The following is a 577-nucleotide window of genomic DNA, read 5'->3' on the forward strand; positions in this document are numbered from 1 at the left end:
TGAGCTTCACCGGCGAGCATGCGTTCAAGCACTGCATGAGCCTCGTCAAGTTCAATTTTTTGGAGGGCGAAGGCGTTGACTTCAGCGAAAAAATTCTTAAACACTGCATGTTAAATGGTCTGAAGACTGTAGGCACTTTCAACACCACTACCGGTGAAACCGCCCTGACTGTCGACTATCCCTCGCCGATTACCATGTGGTTTGACGACGGCGCCACCACCTCGCAACTCTTCATTTTCCCGCAGACATTGGATTTTACAACGCCCCTTAACCTGAGTGTGGTGTACAACGGCGTGGAATACACAACCACGTTGCCGAAGCCATCCACGTCTAAGTTAGACGCAGGCTATGCCTACACCTATAACATCACGCTCAACAACAAGGGCATCACGGTGGAAGAACCGGAGATTACCCCGTGGGAACCCGGAGAAACGAACGATGTAAGCATCACGCTGTAAGCCCCACATACACCCTCGGCGGCATAGCCGGCGCCTTCGACATGGAGGCGGAACAGACCGTCGGCGAACCTGTCTCCACGGTCTTCGCCTTCACCCGTGAAGGCAGCAAGCTCACGGCC

The 577-nt window shown here is 54.1% G+C and carries 1 protein-coding gene; it reads left to right on the forward strand.

Annotated features, from left to right (window positions below; all coding sequences use genetic code 11):
• A partial coding sequence (locus B5F71_RS19655) for a fimbrillin family protein (RefSeq protein WP_143269966.1) occupies positions 1-458 on the forward strand: 458 nt, incomplete at its 5' end.
• Between the last annotated feature and the right edge of the window lie 119 nt (positions 459-577).

The sequence above is a fragment of the Bacteroides sp. An269 genome (genome assembly GCF_002159755.1).
GTDB classification, from domain to species: domain Bacteria; phylum Bacteroidota; class Bacteroidia; order Bacteroidales; family Bacteroidaceae; genus Phocaeicola; species Phocaeicola intestinalis.